This is a genomic window from Azospirillum sp. A1-3, from assembly GCF_023806445.1.
Lineage (GTDB): Bacteria > Pseudomonadota > Alphaproteobacteria > Azospirillales > Azospirillaceae > Azospirillum.
On the sequence record NZ_JAMSLU010000008.1, the window covers coordinates 43,179 to 62,657 of the forward strand.

Here is a 19,479-nt window from a genome sequence, read left to right on the forward strand (position 1 = left end):
GTACCTCTGACCGGTGGGTCACCGCTCCGGAATGCCGTATTTCCGCAGCTTGTTGGCGATCATCGTGTGCGAGGTGTTCAGCCGTGCGGCCAACTTGCGGCTGGACGGGAAGCGCGGATAGAGCCGGCGCAGCAACGTCCGCTCGAACCCCTCCACCGCATCCTCCCAGCTGTCGGCCTCTTCCGCCGGCACCCCGGCCGACTGCATGCCGGCGCCGGCCAGTTCCAGGTCTGCGGCGTCCAGCGCCCCGCCGTCGCTCATGGTCATGGCGCGGAAGATGACGTTCTCCAACTGGCGGACGTTGCCGGGCCAGCGGTTGGCGAGCAGCGCCGCCGCCGCCGCCGGAGTCAAACGACCGGGCGGTCGGCGGGCCTGCGCGGCGGCGCGGGCGATGAAATGGCGGGCCAGCAGCAGGATGTCATGGCCGCGCTCGCGCAAGGGCGGGACGCTCAGCGACAGCACGTTCAGGCGGTAGAACAGATCCTCGCGGAAGCTGTGGTCGGCGACCATCGCCTCCAGCGAGCGGTGGGTGGCGCTGATGACGCGGACATCCACCTTCTGCTCGCGCTCGCCGCCCACCCGGCGGAAGCTGCCGTCATTGAGGAAGCGCAGCAGCTTGGCCTGGAGATAGGCCGACATCTCGCCGATCTCGTCGAGGAACACCGTGCCGCCATGGGCGAGTTCCAGCAGACCGGGCTTGCCGCCGCGCTGCGCCCCGGTGAAGGAGCCGGGGGCGTAGCCGAACAGCTCGCTCTCCGCCAGATTCTCCGGCACGGCGGCGCAGTTCAGCGCCAGGAAGGGTTTGTCGCGGCGCGGGCTGGCGCGGTGGCAGGCATGGGCGATCAGCTCCTTGCCGGTGCCGGTCTCGCCCAGGATCAGCAGTGGCGCCTCCATCGCGGCGACCCGCGCGGCCCGTGCCTTCAGCGCCCTGACCGGTGGCGACTCGCCGAGGATGCGGTCGAAGCCGCCCTCATCGAAATTCTGGATCGCGTCCAGCCGTTCGCCCAGACGCGACGGGGTGAACAGGGTGATGACCGCGCCTGCCGCTTCGACATCGACGATGGGCGTCACCTCCAGCAGGAAGGGCTGGCCGTTCAGCGTCACCTCGCGGCCCGACATGCGGAAGCCCCCGGTGGTCAGTTCGCGCGTCAATTCCGGTTCGCCGAAGAGTTCGCCAATATCAAGCCCGGCGAGGCGCGACTCCGGCAATCCCGCGACCTGGGCCGCGGCGGTGCTCGCCACCACGACACGCCCGGTACGGTCCACCGCCAGCACCGGGTCGGGCAGGGCGGCGAGCAGCGCATCCAGATGCAGCCGCCGCCGTGTGCCCGGCAGCATGTCGATGGCCGCCACCGATCGCACCCCGGCGATGGTGCGCAGCGCGTCGGACAGGGCCGGCAGCGCCGCCGGATCGAGGCCTGGAGCGTCGATGTGGATCAGCGGCGGGTCGACCTCGACGCCGACGACGTTCAGGCGGCGCAGCGCCAGCACGGCGAGGATCTCATGGGCGATACCGACGCGGTCGGTGAAGGTGACTTCGATGCGCATGGGGGTGGAGCGTTCGGAGTGGGAGGTGTCGATTGCCCCCACCCCAGCCCTCCCCCGCTCCGCGGGAGAGGGTGCCTTATGCGAAGCGGCGGCAGTTCCCTCTCCCGCGCCAGCGGGGGAGGGTTAGGGAGGGGGCTCCCGGCACCCACTGTACACGCATCATTACGCCGTATCAAAATCTTTACACTGCAAAAATTCCATGATTTCCAACACTCTGCGTCCAAAAACCCCTCATGCTGTAAACATCTGCATACACTCCACGCTCCACCCCTCCCCCCGCACCTCAGCAAATCCGCCATTTTCCCGTCTGGCACACAGTTTGCGATCCACTTCCCCAAGCGAAGTCATCCATCCCCTTGGGAGCCAGTCTCATGCGCGTGATCGTTCTGGGCAGCGGCGTCATCGGTGTCACCACCGCCTATTATCTGGCGCGCGCCGGGCATGAGGTGACCGTCATCGACCGTCAGGCCGGCCCGGCGCTGGAGACCAGCTACGCCAACGCGGGCGAGGTGTCGCCGGGCTATTCCGCTCCCTGGGCGGCGCCGGGGCTGATGCTGAAGGCCGCCAAGTGGATGATGATGAAGCACTCGCCGCTGGTGATCCGGCCGAAGCTGGATCCGGCGATGTGGTCGTGGTGCCTGAAGCTGCTGGCCAACGCCAACGAGGCGAGCTACCAGCTGAACAAGAGCCGCATGGTCCGCGTTGCCGAATACAGCCGCGACTGCCTGAAGGCTCTGCGCGCCGAGACCGGCATCACCTATGACGAGCGCACCCAGGGCACTCTGCAGGTCTTCCGCACCCAAAAGCAGATGGACGCCGCCGGCTACGACATGGCGGTGCTGGAGCGCTACGGCGTCCCCTATAGCCTGTTCGACCGCGATGGCCTGACCTCGGTCGAGCCGGCGCTGGCCCATGTGAAGGACAAGCTGGTCGGCGCGCTGCACCTGCCGGGCGACGAGACCGGCGACTGCTTCCAGTTCACCAACAAGCTAGCCGCCTATGCCGCCAAGCGTGGGGTGGAGTTCCGTTACGGCGTCTCCATCCGCGGCCTGGAGAGCGACGGTCGCAAGATCACCGGCGTGCTGACCGACCAGGGCACGCTGACCGCCGACAGCTACATCGTCGCCATGGGCAGCTATTCGCCCATGCTGGTGAAGCCGCTGGGCATCGACCTGCCGGTCTATCCGGTGAAGGGTTATTCGTTGACCCTGCCGATCACCGACGCTGCCCACGCGCCGGAATCGACGGTGATGGACGAGACGCACAAGATCGCCGTCACCCGGCTCGGCGACCGCATCCGCGTCGGCGGCACGGCGGAGCTGTCCGGATTCGACCTGACCCTGCGCGAGAGCCGCCGTGGGCCGCTGGATCATGTGGTCAGCGACCTGTTCCCCAACGGCGGCGACCTGTCGAAGGCGGAGTTCTGGACCGGCCTGCGCCCGAACACGCCGGACGGCACGCCGATCCTGGGGCCGACCCATATCCGCAACCTGTACCTCAACACCGGCCACGGCACGCTGGGCTGGACCATGTCCGCCGGCTCCGCCCGCGTGCTGGCCGACGTGGTCAGCGGCCGCCGGACCGAAATCGACATGGACGGGCTGAGCGTCGAGCGCTACGGCCGCAAGCCGTCGGTGGCGGTATCCCGCCCGGCGGCGGTGCGTCCGGCCTGACCTGAATATGTGACCCGCGCCGCCCGGCGGACGCGGGTCATCGCCAGCTCAAGAAGGGCGGCGTCGGTGATCTCGGCCCCATCCAGCCGATGTCGCCCGCGCCGCCCTTCGCATTTCTCCACCCGGTGGCCGAGGCGCCTGAGATGCAGGATCGCCTCGTAGAGCCGGGCCGCCGGCTCGTTCGCCGGGCGGGCCGTCATGGGTGGACCACCAGCACGATCAGCCGCTTCGGACCGTGGACGCCGTAGGCCAGCGTCTGCTCGATGTCGGCGGTTTTGCTGGGGCCGGACACCAGCAGCGCGTTGGTCGGCATCGCCTGTGCCCATCCCTGCTCGCGCATGGCCTGCAGGAAAGTGTCGTAAAGGGCATCGGTGCGCAGGATTGCGATGTGGATGTGCGGGACGAGCGAGAGGGTGCGCGGCTCGTCCGCCGTCGGCCACAGGATCAGGCTTCCGGTTTCGGCGATGGCGCCACGGGTGGTGGTCAGGCCGGCCTCGATGGACTCGAACAGCTGGGGCTTGATGTCTTCGAGAGAGCGGTCGTAGGGGATGAGAACCGGACCCTCTCCCATCCCTTCAAATTCCCTCTCCCCCCTGGGGAGAGGGTTAGGGTGAGGGGGATGCGCGGCGGGACCTTCGGGAGAATCATGCGATGCGTCCCCCTCACCCCGACCCTCTCCCCGGGGGGGAGAGGGGGATTTCGGTGCAGTAGATGTGGCGTCCCACCCCTCGACCAACGTCTTCCCCGCCCCAGTCCCCGGCGCATACATCAACGACCCCACACCCTCCTGTGCCAGGAACTCGCGCAGCACCGCCGGCCATTCGGCCTCTGTCGCCTCAATGAACTCCGTGTGCACCGCCTCCATCAGGCGGCGAATGCGGGGCAGGCGCTCCTCCTCCGCCCAGTGCTTCGTCTCGATCGGCGCGAAGTCCGACGGGGGCGGTGTCAGCGGATGGGCGTCGCGGGTGGCGCGCAGCTTCGTCAGGATCGAGTTGCGGGCGTCAGACATCGGGAATCCCCTTGGCGCGGGCGAGGTCGTGCAGGGTGCGGCCGGCGAAGCGCGGCTTGGTGCGGACGTTCGTCCACTCCTTCAGCATGGGCAGCGACGACGGCGCCGCGTTGCCGAGCTTGCTCATTGCCAGCGTGGCGATGCGGTAGGCGGTTGGGGAGGCGTTCATCGCCGCCCAGCCGCTCCACACCATCGATTCCGCACGGCTGGCCTTGGCGCCGCCATCCTTCACCGCACCGCCGGGCTTCACCGCTTCCACCCGCAAGCGTCCCATGATCTCGACGATTGGGATCTTCACCGGGCAGATCTCGACGCAGGCGTTGCACATGGTGCAGGCGTGGGGCATGGCGCCGCGCTTGGCCAGCCCCTCGATCTGCGGCACCAGGATCTTGCCGATCGGACCCGGATAGGGCGCCTCATAGGCATGGCCGCCGACCTGGGTGTAGACCGGGCAATGGTTCATGCAGGCGCCGCAGCGGATGCAGCGCAGCGTGTCGCGCAGTTCCGGGTCGGCGTAGATGCTGGATCGGCCATTGTCGAGGATGACCAGATGCACCTCGCGCGGGCCGTCCTTCTCGCCGTCCTTGCGTGGGCCGGAGATCATGTTGACGTAGGTGGTGATCGGCTGGCCGGTGGCGGAGCGTGGCAGCAGGCTGATGACCGGCGGCACGTCCTCCAGCTTTTCCACCACCTTTTCCAGCCCCATGAAGGCGATGTGGACCGGCGGCACCGTGGTGCACATGCGGCCGTTGCCCTCATTCTCGATCAGGCAGAGGGTACCGGTCTCCGCCACCGCCGCGTTGACGCCGGACATGCCGACATCGGCGGCCTGGAACTTGGCGCGCAGCACACGGCGGGCGAGGTCGGTCAGATAGGCCGCGTCCTCCCGGCTTTCGGCATCCTTGATCTTGCGCTTGAACAGATGAGCGATCTGTTTGGTGTTCAGGTGGATCGCCGGCATGATGATGTGCGACGGCATGGTGCCGTCCAGCTGCACGATGTATTCGCCGAGATCGCTTTCCAGCACCTCAATACCGTCCTTTTCCAGCACGGCGTTCAGGTGCATCTCCTCCGTCACCATCGACTTGCCCTTGACCACCAGCTTGGCGTTCGCCTTGTGCAGGATGTCGAGCGCGATGGCGTTGGCCTCGTCCGTCGTGGCGGCCCAATGGACGGTGATGCCGTTGCGGGTGCAGTTCTCCTCCAGCTTTTCCAGCAGTTCCGGCAGCTTCGACAGGGCGCGCAGCCGGACCGAGGCGGCCAGCGCCCGCACGCCATGCCATTCGCCCGCGTTAGAGAACTGGGCGGCGCGCTTGGTCATCAGCCCGTCCATGGCGCGGCGGAAATTGCCGCGCAGCTGCGGGTCGGCCAGCGCCGCGCGGGAGGCAGCGGCGAAATCCGGTACGTTACCGTCCATGGATGCGCTCCTTCAGGAACTGGGCGATGTGCTGGCCGCGCGCGGCCTTGGCTCCGGCTTCCAACGCGCCGGTGATGTTCAACAGGCACCCGCAATCGCCCGACACCACGCGGGCGGCGCCGGTGCCCTCGATGTCCGCCACCTTGTCGCCGACCATCGCGGCGGAGATCTCCGGATGACGCACGGCGAAGGTGCCGCCGAAGCCGCAGCATTCCTTCTCCCGCTTCAACTCCACCAGCTCGACATTGGCGAGCTGGCGCAGCAGCGCCTTCGGCTCCTCCACCACGCCCATCTCGCGTTGGGCATGGCAGGAGGCATGCCAGGTGACGCGCACCGGCTCGCCCTTGTCGGTGAGTTGGACGTCCAGCACATGGACCAGGAACTGGGTCAGCTCCCACACGCGGGACGCCACCTGCACCGCCTTCGCTTCGTCCGGCTCGCCGCGGAACAGGTCGGGCCAGTGCTTCTTCATCATGCCGGCGCAGGAGCCCGACGGCACGACGATGGGGTCGTCGCCGGGGAACAGGTCCAGCTGCGCGCGGGCAACCTTCAGGGCGTCGGCGCGGTAGCCGGAGTTGTAGGCGGGCTGGCCGCAGCAGCTCTGCCCCTGCGGGAAGACGACGGTCAGGCCCTGGGATTGCAGAAGCTCGATCCCGGCCATGCCGGCGTCGGGGAAGAACAGGTCGACCAGGCAGGTGCCGAAGTAATAGACCCGGGTGGGTTTGGGGGTGGCGGGCATCGGGCGCTTCCTCAGGGATATCTTTATCGGCAGGCGTCGTTCAGAAGGCCGGTTCCGCCACCCGTGCCCTCTCCTCCACCTTCGCCGTCGCGCAGGCGTCGACCAGATAGACGATCGACCGGTAGGGCACGCCCGCCTTGTCGGACAGGCCGATCTCGCAGGTGCGGCTGGTGGAATAGCCCGACGCGCAGCCCTCCGGCACCGATGCCGGCAGGTGGCGCAGTGCGTGGGCGTTCAGTTCCGGCGTGGTGAAGCCCTTGTCGCCGGCGAAGCCGCAGCAGCCGACGTCGGGCGGCACCACCACCGTCTCGGCGCAGGCTTTCGCCACCGCGGTCAGGGCTCCGTCCAGCCCCATGCGGCGGGTGGAGCAGGTCAGGTGCAGCATCACCGGCTCCGCCGTCTTGTCGATGTCCAGGCGCGGCAGGGCGAACTCGCTCAGGAACTCCGCCACGTCGAGGATGCGCAGGCCGGCATCGGTCAGGCGCTTCCTGAGACGCAGGGCGCAGGGGCTGGTGTCCATCACCACCGGATACCGGCCGCCTCGGCTCGCCTTCGACAGCGCGGCCAGCATGGCGTCGGCCTTGGCGTCGGCGGCTTCAATCAGCCCCTTGCTCTCCAGCGGCATGCCGCAGCACTGGCCATCCGCCTCCTCCGGATAGAGGATGCGGAAGCCGGCCTTGCGCATCACCGACTCCACCACCTGTGGAAGCGGGCGCTGATGCGGATCGGTCGCCGCCGGTCCCATGGTCCGGCTGACGCAGCTGGGGGCGTAGACCACGGTCGGCAGGTCTTCGCTGGTGAGAATGTCCGCCTTCGGCGAAAAGGTCGCGGATGTGGGCATATTGCGGGGCAGAACCGGCAGGTTGCCGCCGGTCAGCACACGGGCTGCCGCCTGGGTGGCGCCATGGCCGATGGTGCGGCGGGCGAGGTCGGCCAGACGCAGGCCGGTGCGGGCGAGGCCCAGCGTGCCTTCCATGTGGTCGGCGACCAGCGTCCCCGCCTTACGGGCCATGGCGCCGCGCCGCTCGCCGCGCATGGATTTGATCAGCAGCCCGGTCTCGATCCCCACCGGACAGGCGCTGGCGCACAGGCCGCAGGCCGCGCAGGTGTCGATGCCCTGATACTCATAGGCGGCACTGATCTCGGCCAGTCGCCCGGCATCGTCGCCGGCCGCCGCCAGCCGTGCCATCTCGCGCCGGCCGACGATGCGCTGGCGCGGTGACAGGGTGAAGCGGTGGGAGGGGCAGGTTGGCTCGCAGAACCCGCACTCGATGCAGGTGTCGACCAGCGGGTCGGCGGGCGGCAGCGGCTTCAGGTTCTTCAGATGGGCCTGCGGGTCGCCGTTCAGGATGACGCCGGGGTTCAGCAGCCCGTTGGGGTCGAACAGCCCCTTGATCTTCTTCATCAGTCCATAGGCCTGCGGACCCCATTCCATCTCGACGAAGGGGGCCATGTTGCGGCCGGTGCCGTGCTCCGCCTTCAGCGAGCCGTCATAGCGGGTAACCACCAGCACGGCGACATCGTCCATGAAGCGGCGGTAGCGGTCGATCTCTTCCTGGGTGTCGAAGGCCTGGGTGAAGACGAAGTGCAGGTTTCCTTCCAGCGCGTGGCCGAAAATGATCGCCTCGTGATAGCCGTGGCGGACGAACAGTTCCTGCAGCTCGCGAGTCGCTTCGGCCAGCCGGGGCAGGGGGAAGGCGACGTCCTCGATGATGACGGTGGTGCCGGTCTGGCGAATGGCGCCGACCGCCGGAAACAGGCCCTTGCGGATCTTCCAGAAGCCTTCACAGGCCTTGGCGTCGGTGGTGAAGCCGGTGTCGCCGATGGTGACGCAGTCGGCAAGAACTCTGGCGATCTCCGCCACATTGGCCTCCAGCGCCGCCGCACTCTCGGCACGGGTCTCCACCAGCACCGCCGCCACCTCGGGGCCGAAGCCGCGGATCTGCGGCGGCATGCCCGGCTTGTCCTGGATCGAGCGGAGGGAGGCACGGTCCATCAGCTCCGCCGCATCGACCGGTGCCGCTTTCAGCAAGGACACGGCATGGCAGGCCTCGCCGATGTCGGGGAAGAACAGCAGGGCGCTGGCCTTGTGCGGATGCTCCGGCACGGTGCGCAGCGTGATGGCGGAGATGAAGCCGAGCGTCCCCTCCGACCCGATCATCAGGTGCTGGAGGATGTCGACCGGGTCCTCGTAGTCCACCAGCGCATTCAGGCTGTAGCCGGTGGTGTTCTTGATGCGGAACTTGTCGCGGATGCGGCCGGCCAGCGCCTCGTCGGCGCGGGTGCGGGCGCCGAGATCGGTCAGCCGGCTGAGCAGCGCGGCGTGGCTGTCGCGGAAGCGGCTACGGCTGGCTGCATCGGCGGTGTCCAGCACCGTGCCGTCGGCCAGAACCAGCCGCATCGACTCCAGCGTGCGGTAGCTGTTCTGCGCGGTGCCGCAGCACATGCCGCTGGCGTTGTTGGCGGCGATGCCGCCGATCTTGGCGGTGGCGATGGAGGCCGGATCGGGGCCGATCTTGCGCCCCAGCGGGGCCAGCCGCCGGTTCGCCTCCGCCCCGATCACGCCGGGCTGCAGGGTGACGGTGGCGGCCCCCGGACCGATGCTGCAACCGCGCCAGCCGTCCCCCAGCACCACCAGCACGCTGTCGCTGACCGCCTGCCCCGACAGGCTGGTGCCGGCGGCGCGGAAGGTCACCGGCACCGTGTGGCCGCGGGTGATGCGCAGCAACCGCACCACCTCCTCCTCCGTCTCCACCAGCGCGACGATCTTCGGGATCAGCCGGTAGAAGCTGGCGTCGGTGCCGTAGGCCAGCGTGCGCAGCGGGTCGGTCACCAGCCGGGCTTCGGGAATGACGGCCTGAAGCTCGGCCAGCACGCGGTCGTAGGGGGCGGCCAGGGGGAGGGACGGCATCGGCAGCGCTTCCTGCTGGTGGGTGGAGGAGGTGGCGGGAGGAACCGGCCTTAGCGGCCGATCACCATCTGGGTGAAGGGCCACAGATAGGCCTGGGCCATGATCAGCAGGCCGACCAACGCCGTCAGCGCCAGCGAGTGCCAGATGACGAAGCGCAGGATCTTGCCCTCATGCCCATGCCACTTGGTGGCGACGGCGGCGACGACGATGCTCTGGGCGTCGATCATCTTGCCCATCACGCCGCCCGAGCTGTTGGCGGCGGCCATCAGCACCGGCGGCAGGCCCAGCTGCTCCGACGACACCTTCTGCAGGCTGCCGAACAGCACGTTGGACGCCGTGTCCGACCCGGTCAACGCCACGCCCAGCCAGCCCAGGAAGGTGCCGAAGAACGGGTAAAGGAAGCCAGAGTTGGCGAAGGCGAGGCCCAGCGTGGTGTCCAGACCCGAATAGCGGGTGGTGTAGCCCAGCGCCAGCATCGCCGAGATGGTCAGCAGCGAGTTGCGGATGGCATAGAGGGTGCGGCCGTAGGTCTTCACCATCTCGACCGGCGAATAGCCCATCAGGAAGCCGGAGATGACGGCGGCGATGAAGATGCCGGTGCCGGTCGCCGACAGCCAGTTCAGGACGTAGACGGCGGCCTCCGGATGGGGCTTGGCCACCACCGGCGGAACGCGCATCACCATGTTGTGCAGGCCGTCGATCGGGAACTTGAGGATCGACACGCCGTCGAGGAAGGCCTTGACCTCCGGGATGCCCCACAGGAAGACCAGGATGCTGAGGATCGCCCAGGGCATCCAGGCGCGGCGGACCTCGGCGGCGCTGTAGCCGTGGCTGCGGCGCGCCTCGCCCTCGACCACGGCGGCGCCGACACCCTGCGTGAGCGCGGACGCTCCGCCCGCGGTGTGCCAGATGGTCTTCGGGTGCCAGACCTTCAGGAACAGGGTGAGCGAGACCAGCGAGACGATGGCCGCGGCGACGTCCACCAGCCAGGGGCCGTGATAGTTCGACACCACAAACTGCGGGACGGCGAAGGACACGCCGGCGACCAGGATGGCCGGCCAGATCTGGATCATGCCGCGCCAGCCGGCGAAGGCGACGATCAGCCAGAAAGGAACCAGGACGGAGAAGAAGGGCAGCTGCCGGCCGATCATCGCCGACAGGTCCAGCAGCGGCAGGCCGGTGACGGCGGCCAGCGCCAGCACCGGCGTGCCGAGCGCGCCATAGGCGACCGGGGCGGTGTTGGCGATCAGCGACAGGCCGGACGCCGCCAGCGGGGTGAAGCCCAGCCCGATCAGCATGGCGCCGGTCACGGCGACCGGCGTGCCGAAGCCGGCCGCTCCTTCGAAGAAGGCGCCGAAGCAGAAGGCGATCAGCAGAAGCTGGAGCCGGCGGTCGTTGGTGATGCCGGTGATGCTTTCCTGCAGGATCTTGAACTGTCCGCGCTGCTCGGTCAGGTGATAGAGGAAGATGATGTTCACGACGATCCAGCCGATCGGCAGCAGGCCATAAGCCGCACCCATCAGCGCGGTCTTTCCCGCCATCGCCACCGGCATGCCGAACACGGCGACGGCCACCGCCAGCGCGGTCGCCAGGCCTGCCAAGGCCGCGCGGTGCGCCTTCATGTGGAAGATGCCGAGACCGCCCAGCATCACCAGGACCGGCAGCGACGCGAACAGCGTCGACAGCCAGATGTTGTTCATAGGGTCGTAGACTTGCGACCAGGTCATCCTCGGGGGTCTCCTTCTCGGGGAGTGATGTCGGTCCGAACGGTGTCCCGGGAGAAGGCTGGCCGCATTTGGCTGCACCCGGTCTGCCCGCATCCTGAAGGGAGGCGCGGAGGAAGGCCGGACGTTCGGCAAAGCGGAGGCGTTCACCGCCGCCGGGGTCTTGCGGCCCCGATGCTCGCGGTGCGGATGCGCCCTTGTGGGGCCTGGTCCGTCCTGTCCCGGTACGTGTGGATGCACCTTCCGCCCCGGTCAAGCTTGGGGAAGACCCCTTGCCATTCGGGAAGCGGTGGACATCTCTTATCCATACGGTGGAGCTTGGATAAAATATTTTACCAGACTGTGCAACGGCTGAATCGTTTGCCAAGCGGCCCACTTTGGTAGGGGGGTGCGACGTTGCCGGTCAGCCACTGCTCTGGACGCCTGTTCCGTCCATCGGTATTGAAGAGGATCAAGACGTGCAGGGAGAGGCCGCCTACCCAATGCAGGGGACGATCAAACCGGCCAAGCTGGCCGATGCCATTGCCGAGCATCTGGAGCGGTTGATCCTGGAAGGCGCTTTGCGCCCCGGCGAGAAGCTGCTGGCGGAACGCGAACTCGCGGTGAAGCTGGACGTGTCGCGCCCGTCGCTGCGCGACGCCATCGCCAAGCTGGAGGAGCGCGGCCTGCTGGTCACCGGGCGCAGCGGCACCCATGTCGCCACCTTCCTGGCGCAGATCGCCGATCCGCTGATGACGCTGATGCGCAACAAGCCGGACGCGTCCTTCGACTATCTGGAGTTCCGCCGCTCCATCGAAGTGGCGGCGGCCGGGCTGGCGGCCCAGCGGGCGACCGACCTCGACCGCGACAGCATCCGCACCATCGTCGCCCGCATGCAGGCCGCCCATGGCAAGGACGACAGCTCGGAGGAGGCGGACTCGGACGCCGACCTGCATCTGGCGATCTACGAGGCGGCGCACAACGTCGTCATGCTGCACATCATGCGGACACTGTCCGACCTGCTCCGCAACGACGTGTTCTACAACCGCACCGACCTCTACTCCCGGCCGGGCGTGCGTGAGCTGCTGCTGCAACAGCATCTCGCCATCGCCAACGCGGTTCTGGCCGGCGACGCGGCGGCGGCCAGCGCGGCGGCCGAGGTCCATGTGGAATTCACCCTGCAGACCCTGCGCGAGATCCGCGAGCACAACGCCCGCGTCCAGGTCTCGTTGCGGCGGATCGGACGCACCGACCTGATCGACAGCGGAGCATGAAGGGGGTGGGCGCCTCCTGCCGGCGCTCTCCGTCAAAAGTCATATGCAGGTAGGCTCAGCCCGACTGGCGGCAGAGCCTTGGCCGGGTTACACTGCGCGGGCAATCTTGCCTGATCGACGCCCATTCACCGACCGTCAGAGTGCCGCCCCGTGTCCTCTCCCAAGAAGCGCCGCATCCTGCTGATCGAGGATACGGTCCCGCTGGCCAAGCTCTACATCGAGTTCCTGCGCGCGGACGCCCATGAGGTCGTGCATTGCACCCGCGGGGGGGAGGCGCTGGACGCAGCGGCGGCATCGCCGCCCGATGCGGTGATCCTGGACCTGAAGCTGCCGGACGTGGACGGGCTGGAGGTTCTGCAGGCGCTGCATGCCCGCGATCCCAGCGTTTCGGTGGTCATCATCACCGCCCACGGCTCCATCGATCTGGCGGTGGAGGCGATGAAGCTCGGCGCTTTCGACTTCATCGTGAAGCCCTTCAACGCCGACCGGTTGAACCTGACCCTGCGCAACGCGCTGGAACGGCGGACGCTGGCGCGGATGGTGGAGGGATACCGCAAGGATCTGGACCGCGGGCGCTTCCATGGTTTCATCGGCAGCTCGCCGGAAATGCAGGCCGTCTACCGCACCATCGAAAGCGTGGCCGCCAGCCGCGCCAACGTCTTCATCACCGGAGAGAGCGGGACTGGCAAGGAGGTCGCGGCCCAGGCCATCCACCGCGCCAGTCCGCGGCGCGACGGCGCCTTCGTCGCGCTGAACTGCGCCGCCATCCCGAAGGATCTGCTGGAATCGGAGATCTTCGGCCATGTGAAGGGCGCCTTCACCGGGGCGGCGGGTGACCGGCCGGGGGCGGCGCTGCTCGCCGACGGCGGCACTCTGTTCCTGGACGAGATCTGCGAGATGCCGTTCGACCTGCAGAGCAAGCTCCTGCGCTTCGTCCAGACCGGCACGGTCAGCCCGGTCGGCAGCGGGCGGGAGGAACGGGTGGACGTGCGCTTCGTCGCCGCCACCAACCGTGATCCGCTGGCCGAGGTGCAGGCCGGCCGTTTCCGCGAGGATCTCTATTACCGTCTGCACGTCATCCCGCTGGCCCTGCCGCCGTTGCGCGACCGCGGCGACGACGTGATCGAGATCGCCCGCTCCTTCCTGATTGACTATGCGCGGGAGGAGGGCAAGTCGCTGTCGGCCTTCGCACCGGAGGTCGAGGCGCGGCTGCGCGCCCATGACTGGCCGGGCAACGTTCGACAATTGCAGAATGTCGTCCGCAACGTCGTGGTGCTGAACGACGGGCCGCAGGTCACGCTGGACATGCTGCCGCCGATGGGCGGTCCGGCAATCGGCAGTCCAGACGCCGGCGCCTCCCCGTGTGCCGCCTGCGGTTCGCCGGCCGCCGATGCGCCGGAGGAGGATGGCGCCGTGCAGCCGCTGTGGCGGGTCGAGAAGGACATGATCCAGAGGGCGCTGCGGCTGACCGGCGACGATGTGCCGCGCGCCGCCCTGATGCTGGAGATCAGCCCGTCCACCATCTACCGAAAGCTTCAGCAGTGGCGCGTCGCCGACACCCGCGGCGCCGGGGAGAGTGCCGCTTGAGCGCGGGGGCGGTGCCGGCCGCTCTGCCGCCTGATGAGAACCGGCGGCAGGCCGTTCTGGACTCCTACTGCATCCTCGACACCGCTCCGGAATCGGGCTTCGACAACATCACCCGGCTGGCCCGGCATTTCTTCGGCACGCGCATCGCGCTGGTCTCGCTGATCGACCGCGAGCGCCAGTGGTTCAAGAGCCGGGTCGGGCTGGAGGCGACGGAGACCCACCGCGATCTGGCCTTCTGCGCCCACGCCATCCTGGACGATGGCGTGCTGGTTGTGCCGGACGCGACCAAGGACCCGCGCTTCGCCGGCAATCCGCTGGTCACCGGGGCGCCGAACATCCGCTTCTATGCCGGCGCGCCGCTGGTGGCGGATGGGCAGAAGCTGGGAACGCTCTGCGTCATCGACGACGTGCCCCGCCCCGGTTTCGACGACCGCGAGGCGGAGACCCTGGCCCAGCTCGCCCGGCTGGTGGTGGACGAGATGACGCTTCGCCGCGAGGTGGCCCGGCGCGAGCGGGCGGAAGCGGAGTTGCGCGACCGTTCGCGCCTGCTGAACCTCGCCGAGGAGATCGGCCAGTTCGGCCACTGGTACATCGACTTCGTCACCGATGCCCGCCGCTGGTCGGACGAGGTCTACCGGATCATGGGCCTGCCGCCGCAGGGAGAAACGCCGACGGTCGAGCTGTCGCGCGCCTGCTACCATCCGGATGACCGGCCGCTTCTGGCCGAACTGGTCGAGCGGGCGCGGACGACCGGTGAAGGGTTCTCGGTCGAGGCGCGGGTCATCCGGCCGGACGGGACGCTGCGCTATGTCTTCATCCGCGGCATGGCCGAATGCGGGGCCGACGGCCGGCCGGTCGGCCTGCTGGGCGTCGTCCAGGACATCACCGACGCCAAGCGGGAAGAGGCGGAACTGCGGTCGAACCGCGAGCTTCTGGACCTGACCGTCCAGGCGACGCGGGACGGTATCTGGGACTGGAACCTGGAGACGGGCGGTATCTGGTTCTCCTCCACTTGGAAGGAACAGCTCGGCTATCGCGACGGCGAGCTGGAAAACAGCCTGGACATGTGGGCCGGCCTGATCTTCGAGGAGGACCGGATCGCCGCGCTGGAGATGGTCCGCGCCTACAATGCGGGGCGGATCCCGAAATTCGAGGCGGTTCAGCGCTTCCGCCACAAGCAGGGCCACACCGTCTACATCCTCAGCCGCGCCATTCACATCCGCGATGCCAATAGCCGGGTCGTGCGCATGGTCGGCGCCCACACCGACATCACGCGTGAGAAGCTGGCGGAGGAGGAGCTGCGGCTCGCCAAGCAGACGCTGGACGACGCGATCGAGGCGGTGCCGGAGGGGCTGGCCTATTTCGACGCCGACGACCGGCTGATCCTGTGCAACGAACGCTACCGCGAAGCCCATCCGCTGACGGCGCCGCTGCTGACCGCCGGCCGTCCGTTCGAGGACATCCTGCGCGCCGCCATCGCCAATGGCGAGTTCGCGGGCAACCCGGACGGCCCGAGCGACGAAGCCTGGATTCGGGCCGAACTGTCCCAGCACCGCAACCCCGGCGCCCCGTTCGAGCGGGAGTTGCCCGACGGCCGCTGGATCGTGGTGGCGGAGAACCGGACCAGCAACGGTTCGCTGGTCTGCACCCGCACCGACATCACCGAGCGCAAGCGCTTCGAGGCGGAACTGCAGCGTCAGGCCGCCGACATGTGCGCGCTGGCCGAAGGGCTCGACGCCGCCCGCGAGGAGGCCGATGCGCTCCGCGCCCGCGCCGAGGCGGCGACGCAGGCGAAGTCGGAATTCCTGGCGGCGATGAGCCACGAGATCCGCACGCCGATGAACGGCATCATGGGCATGACGGAGCTGCTGTTCGACACCGCCCTGACCCCCGAGCAGCACCAGTTCGCCCAGGCCATCCGCAGCTCGTCCAACGCGTTGCTGACCATCATTAACGACATCCTCGACATCTCCAAGCTGGAGGCCGGCCGCGTCACCATCGAGACGCTGCCCTTCGACGCCGCCGATCTGGTGGAAGGGGTGGTGGAACTGCTGACTCCGCGCGCGCACGAGAAGGGGATCGAGATCGGCTTCTACATCGACCCGCTGCTGCGCCGCACGCTGCTGGGCGATCCGACGCGCATCCGGCAGATTCTGGTCAATCTGGTCGGCAATGCGGTGAAATTCACCGACGAGGGGTCCGTCGCGGTGGAGTTGGAGGCGCTGGACGCCACCGACTCCCATCTGGTGCTGCGCATCACCGTGACCGACACCGGCATCGGCATCGCGGCCGAAGCGCTGCCAACCCTGTTCAACAAGTTCCAGCAGGTCGACGGCTCGATCACCCGCAAGTTCGGCGGCACCGGCCTGGGGCTGGCGATCTGCCGCCAGCTGTCGGAACTGATGGGCGGCAGCATCGCGGTGGAGAGCAGTCCGGGTTCCGGCAGCCGTTTCCTGGTCGACCTGCCGCTGGCCCTGTCGGACGAGGCCCTGCCGCCGGCCGAACGGCCGCTGGCCGGGCGCCGCGCCCTGGTGGTGGACGATCTGGCGGTGAACCGCCGGGTGCTGGCGTCGATGCTCGACAGCCTGGGCGCCATGCCTGTCACGGTGGAAAACGGACCCGACGCGCTGGAGGCATTGCGGCGCGCGGTGGCCGGCGGCCGGCCCTTCGACGTGGTGCTCGCCGATCAGACCATGCCCGGCATGGGCGGCGACGCGCTGCTGGCGGCGGTTGCCGGCGATCCGGCGCTGGCGGTGACGCGGCGCGTTCTGATCGTCACGCTTGGGCCCGCCGCGCGGACCGACGGCGTGCCTCAGGGGCTGGCCCACGCCACGCTGAACCGGCCGCTGCGCCAGAGTTCGCTGGCCGGCTGCCTGACCGGACTGCTGGCTGCGGCAACCCCCGCCTCTGCCGTGGCTGCCGCTCCGGCCAAGGACCCCGGGGCGGAGGAGGCGCCGCGCCGCGGCCGCATCCTGCTGGCGGAGGACAACCGCACCAACCAGCTGTTCGCCACCACCCTGCTGCGCAAGCTGGGCTATACGGTCGAGGTTGCGGAGGACGGGGAGCAGGCGGTCGCGGCCGCCTGCCGCGGCGGTCTCGATCTGGTGCTGATGGACGTCCAGATGCCGGGGATGGACGGGCTGGAGGCGGCGCAGGCGATCCGGGCGCGCGGCGGCGCCCTGGCCAGCCTGCCGATCATCGCCCTGACCGCCGACGCCATGCCGGGCACGCGCGAACTTTGCCTGCGCGCGGGCATGAGCGATTACCTGACCAAGCCGATCAGCCGCGCCGGCCTGCTGGCCGCGCTGGACTGCTGGATCGGAGCGTCGGAAACCAAGGCGGGGTCCACCGGCGTCCCGGCGGATCCGGGTGACGGGAGCGGCGGTGACGACAGCGGCGACGCGCTGGACGAGGCGGTGCTGGCCGATCTGGTGGAAACGGTGGGCGCCGACAATCTGGCACTGATCGTCGACAGCTTCCTCGACGACGTGTCGCGCCGGCTCGAACGGCTGTCCGCGATGGCGGAGTCCGTTCTGGCCGGCACCGCCGACCTGCGGGCGCTGGCGGGGGAGGCGCACGACCTGTCCAGCCTCGCCGGCAGCTTCGGCGGGATGACGGTCATGCACCACGCCTGGCGCATGGAAGTCCTCTGCCGCAACGGCGACCGGGATCAGGCGGGCCAACTCCTGCCGGTGCTGCTGCACGAGTCCGCCCGGCTGGAGCGTTCCTTGCGCGAGCGCACCGGCGTGCAGCGGCCGGCGGCCTGAGCTTCCCGCCGGCCTTCCGGATTGCGGTCAGCCGGTGCCCGGCTGGGTCGAGCCGTCGGCGTCCTCCGCCCGCTCCCGCAGCTCTTTCGACGACAGGCCGGCCGGCGTGGCGTCCTGCAGCGTTCCGTCGCCGGGAGTCTTGGTCAGGTCCTCGCGCGGGGAGCGTTCGCCGGCCGGGGTCTGGTCATGGGTGTTGGCGCCGGGCGTGTCTGCACCGGATTCCCTCGGCTGGGGCATTCCTTCGGAGGGGGTGCGCGTTTGAGGCGTGTCGGTCATGATGTCCTCTGCTATCTTCTGGAGGAGTCAACGACCAGGAAGGGTGGGGGTTCCGCTCCCGGCCGATCCTTGCGTCAGACCGGGAGAAGACGGCGCGGCGCCGCAAGGGGCGAACGAGCGCGCGATACAAGCGCGCCGCCCATGCGCGCCGAAGACGGGCCAACCACCAAGGTCCGGCAGCGGAGGCCGCGAGCCGCCGCCCGGCCGGCCAGCAAGGAGTGTGAGAAGGTCATGGAATCGAGCAAGCACACGCCGCACGGCGATGTGAACCAGGTCGGCACCGTCACGCTGACAGACGACGCCACCGGCAAGACCTTGAAGCTGCCGGTGCTCAGCGGGTCGACCGGTCCCAACGTGATCGACATCCGCAAGCTCTACGCCGAGACCGGCTATTTCACCTACGATCCGGGCTTCACCTCCACCGCCGCCTGCGATTCGGCCATCACCTACATCGACGGCGACCAGGGCGTTCTGCTGCACCGCGGCTATGCCATCGCCGATCTGGCCGAGAATTGCGATTTCCTGGAGGTCTGCCACCTGCTGCTGAACGGCGAACTGCCCAACCCGCAGCAGAAGGCCGATTTCGAGCGCACCATCACCTATCACACGATGGTGCATGAACAACTCGCCAAGTTCTACAGCGGCTTCCGCCGTGACGCCCACCCGATGGCGATCATGTGCGGCGTCGTCGGCGCCCTGTCGGCCTTCTATCACGACTCCACCGACATCTTCGATCCGGTGCAGCGCAAGATCGCCGCGCACCGGCTGATCGCCAAGATGCCGACCATGGCCGCCATGGCCTACAAGTACACGGTCGGCGAGCCTTTCATGTATCCGCGCAACGACCTGTCCTTCGCGGAAAACTTCCTCTACATGACCTTCGGCACGCCGTGCGAGGAATGGAAGGTCGATCCGGTCCTGTCGGAGGCGATGGAGAAGATCTTCATCCTGCATGCCGATCACGAGCAGAACGCCTCGACCTCCACCGTCCGTCTTGCCGGTTCGTCCCACGCCAACCCGTTCGCCTGCATCGCGTCGGGCATCGCGGCGCTGTGGGGTCCGGCCCATGGCGGCGCCAACGAGGCCGTGCTGAAGATGCTGGAGGAGATCGGCTCGGTCGAGCGTATCCCCGAGTTCGTCCGCCGCGCCAAGGACAAGAACGACAGCTTCCGCCTGATGGGCTTCGGCCACCGGGTCTACAAGAACTACGACCCGCGCGCCAAGATCATGCGCGAGACCTGCTATCAGGTTCTCGACCGGCTTGGCATCCAGGACGAGCCGCATCTGTCCATCGCGATGGAGCTGGAGAAGATCGCCCTGTCGGACGAGTATTTCGTCGAGAAGAAGCTCTATCCGAACGTCGACTTCTATTCCGGCATCATCCTGAAGGCGATGGGCTTCCCGACCAGCATGTTCACCGTGCTGTTCGCCGTGGCCCGCACCGTCGGCTGGATCAGCCAGTGGAAGGAGATGATCGAGGACCCGGCCCAGAAGATCGGCCGCCCCCGCCAGCTCTTCACCGGCCACGCCGCCCGTTCCTTCGTCCCGCTGGACAAGCGTTGATCGGTCGAATTA

The 19,479-nt window shown here is 68.4% G+C and carries 13 protein-coding genes; 5 read left to right on the top strand and 8 right to left on the bottom strand.

Annotation, left to right across the window (positions count from 1 at the left end; genetic code table 11):
- Positions 1 to 18: 18 nt before the first annotated feature.
- Complete coding sequence (locus M5E06_RS33310) at positions 19 to 1,590, bottom strand: sigma-54-dependent transcriptional regulator (RefSeq protein ID WP_252141936.1); 1,572 nt, start codon at positions 1,588 to 1,590, stop codon at positions 19 to 21.
- Positions 1,591 to 1,919: 329 nt separating this feature from the next.
- On the opposite strand from M5E06_RS33310, the gene M5E06_RS33315 reads away from it, so the two are divergent.
- Positions 1,920 to 3,221, top strand: a complete 1,302-nt coding sequence (locus tag M5E06_RS33315) for a D-amino acid dehydrogenase (protein ID WP_252141937.1) — start codon at positions 1,920 to 1,922, stop codon at positions 3,219 to 3,221.
- On the opposite strand, the gene M5E06_RS33320 is transcribed toward M5E06_RS33315, so the two are convergent.
- Genes M5E06_RS33320 through M5E06_RS33345 form a run of 6 tightly spaced genes read right to left on the bottom strand, consistent with a single transcriptional unit; the run spans position 3,164 to position 11,024 of the window.
- Positions 3,164 to 3,421, bottom strand: coding sequence for a hypothetical protein (locus M5E06_RS33320; protein WP_252141938.1), 258 nt, complete (start codon positions 3,419 to 3,421; stop codon positions 3,164 to 3,166). The genes M5E06_RS33315 and M5E06_RS33320 overlap by 58 nt on opposite strands.
- Positions 3,418 to 4,230: a LutC/YkgG family protein gene (locus M5E06_RS33325; protein ID WP_252141939.1), complete on the bottom strand. Its 813-nt coding sequence runs from the start codon at positions 4,228 to 4,230 to the stop codon at positions 3,418 to 3,420. The genes M5E06_RS33320 and M5E06_RS33325 overlap by 4 nt, the downstream gene beginning before the upstream one ends.
- The gene (locus tag M5E06_RS33330; RefSeq protein WP_252141940.1) at positions 4,223 to 5,647 is read right to left on the bottom strand and encodes a LutB/LldF family L-lactate oxidation iron-sulfur protein; all 1,425 of its coding nucleotides are present in this window, start codon (positions 5,645 to 5,647) and stop codon (positions 4,223 to 4,225) included. Before M5E06_RS33330 ends, M5E06_RS33325 begins: the two co-directional genes overlap by 8 nt.
- A complete protein-coding gene (locus M5E06_RS33335; RefSeq protein ID WP_109151119.1) occupies positions 5,637 to 6,386 on the bottom strand; it encodes a (Fe-S)-binding protein in 750 nt (249 codons plus the stop codon). Before M5E06_RS33335 ends, M5E06_RS33330 begins: the two co-directional genes overlap by 11 nt.
- A 40-nt stretch (positions 6,387 to 6,426) precedes the next feature.
- A complete protein-coding gene (locus tag M5E06_RS33340) occupies positions 6,427 to 9,297 on the bottom strand; it encodes an FAD-binding and (Fe-S)-binding domain-containing protein (protein ID WP_252141941.1) in 2,871 nt (956 codons plus the stop codon).
- Positions 9,298 to 9,347: 50 nt separating this feature from the next.
- Positions 9,348 to 11,024 (bottom strand): L-lactate permease, encoded by a 1,677-nt coding sequence (locus M5E06_RS33345; protein WP_252141942.1) that lies wholly within the window; start codon positions 11,022 to 11,024, stop codon positions 9,348 to 9,350.
- Positions 11,025 to 11,503: 479 nt separating this feature from the next.
- Between M5E06_RS33345 and M5E06_RS33350 the strand changes: the two genes are divergently transcribed.
- From M5E06_RS33350 to M5E06_RS33360, 3 genes are all read left to right on the top strand, one after another.
- Positions 11,504 to 12,274, top strand: coding sequence for an FCD domain-containing protein (locus M5E06_RS33350; RefSeq protein ID WP_252142204.1), 771 nt, complete (start codon positions 11,504 to 11,506; stop codon positions 12,272 to 12,274).
- Positions 12,275 to 12,424: 150 nt separating this feature from the next.
- Positions 12,425 to 13,861, top strand: a complete 1,437-nt coding sequence (locus M5E06_RS33355) for a sigma-54-dependent transcriptional regulator (protein ID WP_252141943.1) — start codon at positions 12,425 to 12,427, stop codon at positions 13,859 to 13,861.
- Positions 13,858 to 17,628, top strand: coding sequence for a response regulator (locus M5E06_RS33360; protein ID WP_252141944.1), 3,771 nt, complete (start codon positions 13,858 to 13,860; stop codon positions 17,626 to 17,628). Before M5E06_RS33355 ends, M5E06_RS33360 begins: the two co-directional genes overlap by 4 nt.
- Positions 17,629 to 17,655: 27 nt before the next feature.
- On the opposite strand, the gene M5E06_RS33365 is transcribed toward M5E06_RS33360, so the two are convergent.
- Positions 17,656 to 17,904: a hypothetical protein gene (locus M5E06_RS33365; protein WP_109151113.1), complete on the bottom strand. Its 249-nt coding sequence runs from the start codon at positions 17,902 to 17,904 to the stop codon at positions 17,656 to 17,658.
- Positions 17,905 to 18,135: 231 nt separating this feature from the next.
- Between M5E06_RS33365 and gltA the strand changes: the two genes are divergently transcribed.
- The gene (gltA, locus tag M5E06_RS33370) at positions 18,136 to 19,467 is read left to right on the top strand and encodes a citrate synthase (RefSeq protein WP_252141945.1); all 1,332 of its coding nucleotides are present in this window, start codon (positions 18,136 to 18,138) and stop codon (positions 19,465 to 19,467) included.
- Positions 19,468 to 19,479 lie beyond the last annotated feature (12 nt).